Consider the following 6,682-nt stretch of genomic DNA (forward strand, 5'->3'; position numbering starts at 1 on the left):
GCGCAAAGCGGTTCCCCAGGCAACGCCTGACCGCTGATACCGCGCGGCGGTTCGACCGTCCAGACCTTGCGTCGGACGTCGTCGTCGTCGGCGCCGGCCCGTGCGGCATGGCCGTGGCCCGTCAGCTCCGGCACGATTGGGGAATCGAAGCGCTCGTCCTCGACCGCGCCGACGCACCGGCGTCTTCCTGGCGGCAGCTCTACGACGGCTTCAGGTTGAACACGTGTGGCTTCTGGTCACATCTGCCGGGCCAGCACATTCCGCGCCGGTACGGGCGTTGGCCCGGGCGCGAGGACATGGTCAGCTATTTCGACGATTACGCGGTGCGCCAAGGCTTGCGACTCCGCTTGGGCGTTGAGGTGCGCCGCGTGGACCGGGCCGCGGACTTGTGGCGGGTGACGACCAACGGTCAAACCCTCACGGCCGCAGCGGTGATCGTGGCCACCGGCAATTACCACACTCCCATGCTGCCGCGGTGGCCCGGCGCCGACGAGTTCACCGGTGCGGTCCTGCACTCCGCCGACTATCGAAACGCGCTGTGCTACAAGGGACATGACGTCCTGGTGGTCGGTTTGGGGAACTCTGCCACCGATATCGCGCTGCAACTCGGTGACGGACTGGCCAGTCGGGTCCGGATGGCCATGCGGACACCGCCGCATCTGGTGCCGCGCGCAGTCGCTGGTCTACCCGTCGATGCTTTCAGCGGTGCCTTCAGTCACCTGCCGGTGCCGGTGCTCGATAGCGCGGCCGCGGTGATGCAACGACTGTGGTTCGGCGACTTGAGTTCTCACGGCCTGCCGGTGCCGCCGCGGGGTATCTACACCGCGTTACTGGAGGACGGTCACATCCCCACTCTGGCCGACGAACTGGTACCGAAGGTGAAGGACGGCAGCATCGAGATCGTCGCAGCCGTCGAAGAGTTCGCCGGCGACGACGTCGTGCTGGCCGACCGGACGACCGTGCGACCCGACGTCGTCATTGCCGCCACGGGATACCACCGGGGCCTCGAGCCGATGGTCGGTCATCTCGGGGTGCTCGACGATGACGGCGACCCGCTGGTCAACGGGGCGCCGGGGGTGGCTCCGGGACTCTGGTTCGCGGGGTACGACGAACCGCTCGCGGGTCCGCTGCGGTCCCTGCGCAAACACGCGACTCGCGTCGCCCGGGACGTCGCCGGCTATGTCGCCGACGGCAGTCGTCGCGGCTGAAGATCAGGGCAGGTGCCGGGTGCTCATCGGTCCCTTGGTCAGGTCGAGGCGCAGTTGCTCCAGCATTGACCGGCGGCGCAGCGGCGGGCTGTCGGTGTGTGCCTCGTTGGCCACCCCGTCGATCACGTCGGCGAGGGCCGCCACCGACGAATACCGTGGCTGCCAGTCCAATTCGCTGCGGGCGCGCGTGCAATCGAGCAGCGGGACGCCGAAGGCCATATCGAGCCAGCCCCGGTCGATGGGCTGCAGCCGGGTCCGCCAACTGAGGTCCACCAGCGTGACCAGGACCTTGGCGGGCACGTGAACGGGCAACGCGCCCAACACTTTCGCGACGTCCGCCCGCGTTATCGGAGGGTCGGCCGCGAGGTTGAAGGCGCCGACGGCGCGTCGCTGAATCGCCCTGACGAAGGCGTCGGCGACGTCGTCGGCATGCACCAGCGGAATGCACAATGCGCGATCCAGCGGCAACAACGGCAGTAGCGGTACGACGCGCATGGGCACGTATCCCGGTAGCGCGTAACGCATCAACCCACTGGCGGCGGCGCGCTGCACGATGAAGCCCGGCCGCATCCGGGTGATGGGCACCGCGTCTGGTCCGTGCGTGCTTTCGTATTCGTCGAGTCGGGCTTCGGCGGCGGACTTGTCTCGGCTGTACGGCGACGACGGGATGCCGTTCGTCGACCACGTCTCGTCGACCCGCGTGCCGTAGCGTCCGGCCGCGTATGCCCCGACCGACGACATGTGCAGCAACTGGCCCACCCCGGCCGAGTGCGCCGCCGTCAGCACCGCGGTGGTGCCGCCCACGCCCTGGCGGGTCAGATATTCGGTGTTGCGCGTCGGCTGGAATCCCCAGGCGAGGTGGATGACCGCATCGGCGTTCTCCACGATCGGGGGCAGCTTCTCGGCCGCATCTTCGCCGGCGAGATCGAGCGCGTGCCAGCGGACCCGCTGGTAGGCCCCGACGCGCGGAGGTGGCCGGCGCACCACGCCGATGAGCTCATGCTGATCACCGTCGGCGGTGAGCCTGCGCAGCAGCGCGGTTCCGACGTTGCCGGACGCTCCGGTGATGACAATTCGCACGCCGAGGCGTATTACCTGATCGGTGCGGCTCAAACGCCGCTCGTTTGATGTCACCGGGCGGGGTGTCGGCGGCAATTTGGTGCTGAGCTGGCCGTCCCCTAGACTCTAGGGGTTGCCTTGGGCAGACCTCGGCCGGTGCATGCGGTAATACCGGCCCCGCGTGCCCTTCGGTGACGAACAGACCGCGCACGTCAGGTGAGTTCCTCCTGCCGTGCACACGTCAAACCAGGTCAGGAGATCGAGTGATTCAGCAGGAATCGCGGCTGAAGGTCGCCGACAACACCGGCGCCAAGGAGATCTTGTGCATCCGGGTGCTCGGCGGATCGTCGCGACGCTACGCCGGCATCGGTGATGTCATCGTCGCCACCGTCAAGGACGCCATCCCCGGCGGCAACGTCAAGCGCGGTGACGTCGTCAAGGCCGTCGTGGTGCGCACCGTCAAGGAACGCCGTCGTCCCGACGGCAGCTACATCAAGTTCGACGAGAACGCCGCGGTGATCATCAAGCCCGACAACGACCCGCGTGGCACCCGCATCTTCGGCCCGGTCGGCCGGGAACTGCGGGAGAAGAAGTTCATGAAGATCATCTCGCTGGCTCCGGAGGTGTTGTAGATGAAGGTCCACAAGGGCGACACCGTGCTGGTCATCGCCGGCAAGGACAAGGGCGCCAAGGGCAAGGTCATCCGGGCCTACCCGGACCGCAACCGGGTGCTGGTCGAAGGCGTCAACCGGATCAAGAAGCACACCGCGGTCTCGACCAACCAGCGCGGTGCCCGCTCCGGTGGCATCGTCACCCAGGAGGCGCCCATCCACGTCTCCAACGTGATGGTGGTCGACTCCGACGGCAAGCCCACCCGCATCGGCTACCGGGTCGACGAGGAGACCGGCAAGCGGGTCCGCATCTCCAAGCGCAACGGCAAGGACATCTAAGAAGATGACTACTGCAGAGAAGACTCAGCCGCGCCTCAAAGAGCGTTATCGCAGTGAGATCCGTGATTCGCTGCACAAGCAGTTCGGCTATTCCAACGTCATGCAGATCCCCACGGTGACCAAGGTCGTGGTCAACATGGGCGTCGGCGAGGCCGCACGCGACGCCAAGCTGATCAACGGCGCGGTCAACGACCTGGCGCTGATCACCGGGCAGCGGCCCGAAATTCGCAAGGCGCGCAAGTCGATTGCGCAATTCAAGTTGCGTGAGGGCATGCCGATCGGCGCCCGCGTGACGCTGCGCGGTGACCGGATGTGGGAGTTCCTGGACCGGCTCACCTCGATCGCGCTGCCCCGTATCCGTGACTTCCGCGGGCTGTCGCCCAAGCAGTTCGACGGTGTCGGCAACTACACGTTCGGGCTGGCCGAGCAGTCGGTGTTCCACGAGATCGACGTGGACAAGATCGACCGGGTCCGTGGCATGGACATCAGCGTCGTCACCTCGGCGACGAACGACGACGAAGGACGAGCGCTGTTGCGGGCCCTCGGCTTTCCCTTCAAGGAGAACTGAGCATGGCGAAGAAGGCACTGGTCAACAAGGCCGCGCGCAAGCCGAAGTTCGCGGTGCGCGGCTACACCCGCTGCAGCAAGTGCGGCCGGCCGCGCGCGGTGTTCCGCAAGTTCGGGCTGTGTCGTATCTGCTTGCGCGAGATGGCGCATGCGGGCGAACTGCCCGGTGTGCAGAAGAGCAGTTGGTGAGGAGTAGCGCTCAATGACTATGACGGACCCGATCGCGGACTTCCTGACCCGTCTGCGCAACGCCAACTCGGCGTACCACGACGAAGTGAGCCTGCCGCACTCCAAGATCAAGGCGAACATCGCCCAGATCCTCAAGAACGAGGGCTACATCACCGATTTCCGCACCGAGGATGCTCGGGTCGGCAAATCGCTGGTGGTGCAACTCAAGTACGGGCCCAGCCGGGAACGCAGCATCGCCGGCTTGAAGCGGGTCTCCAAGCCCGGTCTGCGGGTGTACGCGAAGTCCACCAACCTGCCCCGGGTGCTCGGAGGTCTTGGCGTGGCGATCATTTCGACGTCGTCGGGACTGCTCACCGACCGTCAGGCGGCCAGGCAGGGCGTGGGCGGCGAAGTCCTCGCTTATGTGTGGTGAGAGGAACTAGACATGTCGCGTATTGGTAAGCAACCGGTTCCGATTCCGTCGGGAGTCGACGTCACGATCGACGGGCAGAACGTCTCGGTGAAGGGTCCCAAGGGCACCCTGGAACTGAGCGTTGCCGAGCCGATCACGGTGTCGCGCAACGACGATGGCGCCGTGGTGGTTTCGCGTCCCGACGACGATCGGCGCAACCGCTCACTGCACGGGCTGTCCCGCACCCTGGTGGCCAACCTGGTCACCGGCGTGACCGAGGGTTACACCACCAAGATGGAGATACACGGTGTCGGTTACCGTGTGCAGCTCAAGGGAACCAACCTGGAGTTCGCGCTGGGCTACAGCCACCCCGTGGTGATCGAGGCGCCGGAAGGCATCACCTTCGCGGTGCAGGCGCCGACGAAGTTCACCATCTCCGGCATCGACAAGCAGAAGGTCGGCCAAATCTCGGCGAACATCCGCCGTCTGCGCCGTCCCGACCCGTACAAGGGCAAGGGCGTGCGCTACGAGGGTGAGCAGATCCGCCGCAAGGTCGGAAAGACAGGTAAGTAGTCATGGCCCAGTCACAGACCGCATCCGATGCGCGTAAGCCGGTGGGGCAGAACGTGTCCGCCACCCGGCGGGTGTCCCGCTTGCGCAGGCACGCTCGGCTGCGCAAGAAGATCTCCGGCACCGCCGAGCGTCCCCGCCTGGTGGTCAACCGGTCGTCGCGGCACATCCACGTGCAACTGGTGAACGACCTCAACGGCACCACCGTGGCCGCCGCCTCGTCGATCGAATCCGACGTGCGCGGTCTGGACGGGGACAAGAAGGCTCGGAGCGTGCGGGTGGGCCAGTTGATCGCCGAGCGGGCCAAGGCCGCCGGCGTCGAGTCCGTGGTGTTCGACCGCGGTGGCTACACCTACGGTGGACGGATCGCGGCATTGGCCGATGCCGCGCGCGAGAACGGATTGCGATTCTGATGAACAACGCAAGCCTGATAAACGGAAGGACCGCATAATGGCGGAGCAGTCCGCAGGGGGCTCGACGGATAACCGTGGCCCCGACGGCCGCGACTCCCGCGACGGGCGGGGTCGGCGCGACGGCGGTGGCCGTGGTGGCCGCGACCGCGACCGTGACGGCGACAAGAGCAACTACCTGGAGCGGGTCGTCGCGATCAACCGCGTCTCCAAGGTGGTCAAGGGTGGTCGGCGATTCAGCTTCACCGCCCTGGTCATCGTCGGTGACGGCAACGGCATGGTCGGCGTCGGTTACGGCAAGGCCAAGGAGGTGCCGGCGGCGATCGCCAAGGGCGTCGAGGAGGCCCGCAAGGGCTTCTTCCGGGTCCCGCTGATCGGCGGAACCATCACCCACCCGGTGCAGGGTGAGGCCGCGGCGGGCGTCGTGTTGCTACGCCCGGCCAGCCCGGGTACCGGTGTGATCGCCGGGGGTGCGGCGCGTGCGGTGCTGGAATGCGCCGGCGTGCACGACATCCTGGCCAAGTCGCTGGGTAGTGACAACGCGATCAACGTGGTGCACGCCACCGTGGCCGCGCTGAAGATGCTGCAGCGTCCCGAGGAGGTGGCCGCCCGGCGCGGCCTGCCGATCGAGGATGTCGCGCCGGCCGGGATGCTGAAGGCGCGTCGCGAGAGTGACGCGTTGGCCAGTGCGGCAGTGGCCAGAGAGGCACAGGCGCAACCATGAGCCAACTGAAGATCACCCAGGTGCGCAGCACCATCGGGGCACGTTGGAAGCAGCGCGAGAGTCTCCGTACGTTGGGGCTCCGCAAGATCCGCCACTCGGTGATCCGCGAGGACAATGCACAGACCCGCGGGCTGATCGCGGTGGTGCACCACTTGGTTGAAGTGGAGGAGGCCGAATGACCATCAAACTGCACGACCTGAAGCCTGCGCCCGGATCGAAGACCGCGCGTACTCGCGTGGGTCGCGGTGAGGGTTCCAAGGGCAAGACGGCCGGCCGCGGCACGAAGGGTACGAAGGCCCGCAAGAACGTGCCCGCCACGTTCGAGGGTGGGCAGATGCCCATCCACATGCGGCTGCCCAAGCTGAAGGGCTTCCGTAACCGGTTCCGCACCGAGTACCAGGTCGTCAACGTCGGCGACATCAACCGGTTGTTCCCCGAGGGCGGCACCGTCGGCATCGACGAGCTGGTGGCCAAGGGCGCCGTTCGGAAGAACTCTCTGGTCAAGGTCCTCGGTGACGGGAAGCTGACCGTGCGCGTCGAGTTGACCGCGCACAAGTTCAGCGGCAGCGCACGGGAGAAGATCACCGCCGCCGGCGGTTCCGCGACCGAGCTTT

General features: G+C 66.7%; 12 protein-coding genes. 11 read left to right on the plus strand and 1 reads right to left on the minus strand.

The annotated features are described in order from the left end of the window. The first annotated feature begins 26 nt into the window (after positions 1–26). Positions 27–1,208: a flavin-containing monooxygenase gene (locus AC5Y47_RS13150; protein WP_499944440.1), complete on the plus strand. Its 1,182-nt coding sequence runs from the start codon at positions 27–29 to the stop codon at positions 1,206–1,208. A gap of 3 nt (positions 1,209–1,211) precedes the next feature. Here the strand turns inward: AC5Y47_RS13150 and AC5Y47_RS13155 are convergent, their stop codons facing one another. Continuing rightward, positions 1,212–2,288 carry an NAD-dependent epimerase/dehydratase family protein gene (locus tag AC5Y47_RS13155; RefSeq protein WP_499944441.1) on the minus strand — a complete coding sequence of 359 codons (1,077 nt, stop codon included), beginning with the start codon at positions 2,286–2,288 and terminating at the stop codon, positions 1,212–1,214. Positions 2,289–2,530: 242 nt separating this feature from the next. Here AC5Y47_RS13155 and rplN point away from each other — a divergent pair, with 242 nt between their 5' ends. The 10 genes from rplN to rplO all read left to right on the plus strand — a co-directional run. Then, on the plus strand, positions 2,531–2,899 hold the full coding sequence (rplN, locus tag AC5Y47_RS13160; protein ID WP_036352708.1) for a 50S ribosomal protein L14: 369 nt from the start codon (positions 2,531–2,533) through the stop codon (positions 2,897–2,899). Continuing rightward, positions 2,900–3,217, plus strand: a complete 318-nt coding sequence (gene rplX, locus AC5Y47_RS13165) for a 50S ribosomal protein L24 (protein WP_499944425.1) — start codon at positions 2,900–2,902, stop codon at positions 3,215–3,217. Positions 3,218–3,221: 4 nt separating this feature from the next. After that, positions 3,222–3,785 carry a 50S ribosomal protein L5 gene (rplE, locus tag AC5Y47_RS13170; protein ID WP_499944426.1) on the plus strand — a complete coding sequence of 188 codons (564 nt, stop codon included), beginning with the start codon at positions 3,222–3,224 and terminating at the stop codon, positions 3,783–3,785. Between the two features lie 2 nt (positions 3,786–3,787). Next, positions 3,788–3,973, plus strand: coding sequence for a type Z 30S ribosomal protein S14 (locus tag AC5Y47_RS13175; protein WP_011739072.1), 186 nt, complete (start codon positions 3,788–3,790; stop codon positions 3,971–3,973). 13 nt (positions 3,974–3,986) lie between these two features. Then, positions 3,987–4,385 (plus strand): 30S ribosomal protein S8, encoded by a 399-nt coding sequence (gene rpsH / locus AC5Y47_RS13180; protein ID WP_067409342.1) that lies wholly within the window; start codon positions 3,987–3,989, stop codon positions 4,383–4,385. A 12-nt stretch (positions 4,386–4,397) separates the two neighbouring features. Further along, positions 4,398–4,937: a 50S ribosomal protein L6 gene (gene rplF / locus AC5Y47_RS13185; protein ID WP_499944427.1), complete on the plus strand. Its 540-nt coding sequence runs from the start codon at positions 4,398–4,400 to the stop codon at positions 4,935–4,937. 41 nt (positions 4,938–4,978) lie between these two features. After that, positions 4,979–5,347: a 50S ribosomal protein L18 gene (rplR, locus tag AC5Y47_RS13190; RefSeq protein ID WP_499944442.1), complete on the plus strand. Its 369-nt coding sequence runs from the start codon at positions 4,979–4,981 to the stop codon at positions 5,345–5,347. A 37-nt stretch (positions 5,348–5,384) separates the two neighbouring features. Next, positions 5,385–6,068 carry a 30S ribosomal protein S5 gene (gene rpsE, locus AC5Y47_RS13195; protein ID WP_499944428.1) on the plus strand — a complete coding sequence of 228 codons (684 nt, stop codon included), beginning with the start codon at positions 5,385–5,387 and terminating at the stop codon, positions 6,066–6,068. After that, positions 6,065–6,247, plus strand: a complete 183-nt coding sequence (rpmD, locus tag AC5Y47_RS13200; protein WP_499944429.1) for a 50S ribosomal protein L30 — start codon at positions 6,065–6,067, stop codon at positions 6,245–6,247. Before rpsE ends, rpmD begins: the two co-directional genes overlap by 4 nt. Next, on the plus strand, positions 6,244–6,682 hold a 439-nt coding region (gene rplO, locus AC5Y47_RS13205), incomplete at its 3' end, for a 50S ribosomal protein L15 (RefSeq protein ID WP_499944430.1). The genes rpmD and rplO, both read left to right, overlap by 4 nt.

The sequence above is a fragment of the Mycobacterium sp. NGS22 genome, from assembly GCF_059813095.1.

Bases quoted from the DNA above. Each gene is read 5' to 3' on its own strand.
- rplX (WP_499944425.1), top strand. From the start codon at position 2,900: ATGAAGGTCCACAAGGGCGACACCGTGCTGGTCATCGCCGGCAAGGAC.
- rplE (WP_499944426.1), top strand. From the start codon at position 3,222: ATGACTACTGCAGAGAAGACTCAGCCGCGCCTCAAAGAGCGTTATCGC.
- AC5Y47_RS13175 (WP_011739072.1), top strand. From the start codon at position 3,788: ATGGCGAAGAAGGCACTGGTCAACAAGGCCGCGCGCAAGCCGAAGTTC.
- rpsH (WP_067409342.1), top strand. From the start codon at position 3,987: ATGACTATGACGGACCCGATCGCGGACTTCCTGACCCGTCTGCGCAAC.
- rplF (WP_499944427.1), top strand. From the start codon at position 4,398: ATGTCGCGTATTGGTAAGCAACCGGTTCCGATTCCGTCGGGAGTCGAC.
- rpsE (WP_499944428.1), top strand. From the start codon at position 5,385: ATGGCGGAGCAGTCCGCAGGGGGCTCGACGGATAACCGTGGCCCCGAC.
- rpmD (WP_499944429.1), top strand. From the start codon at position 6,065: ATGAGCCAACTGAAGATCACCCAGGTGCGCAGCACCATCGGGGCACGT.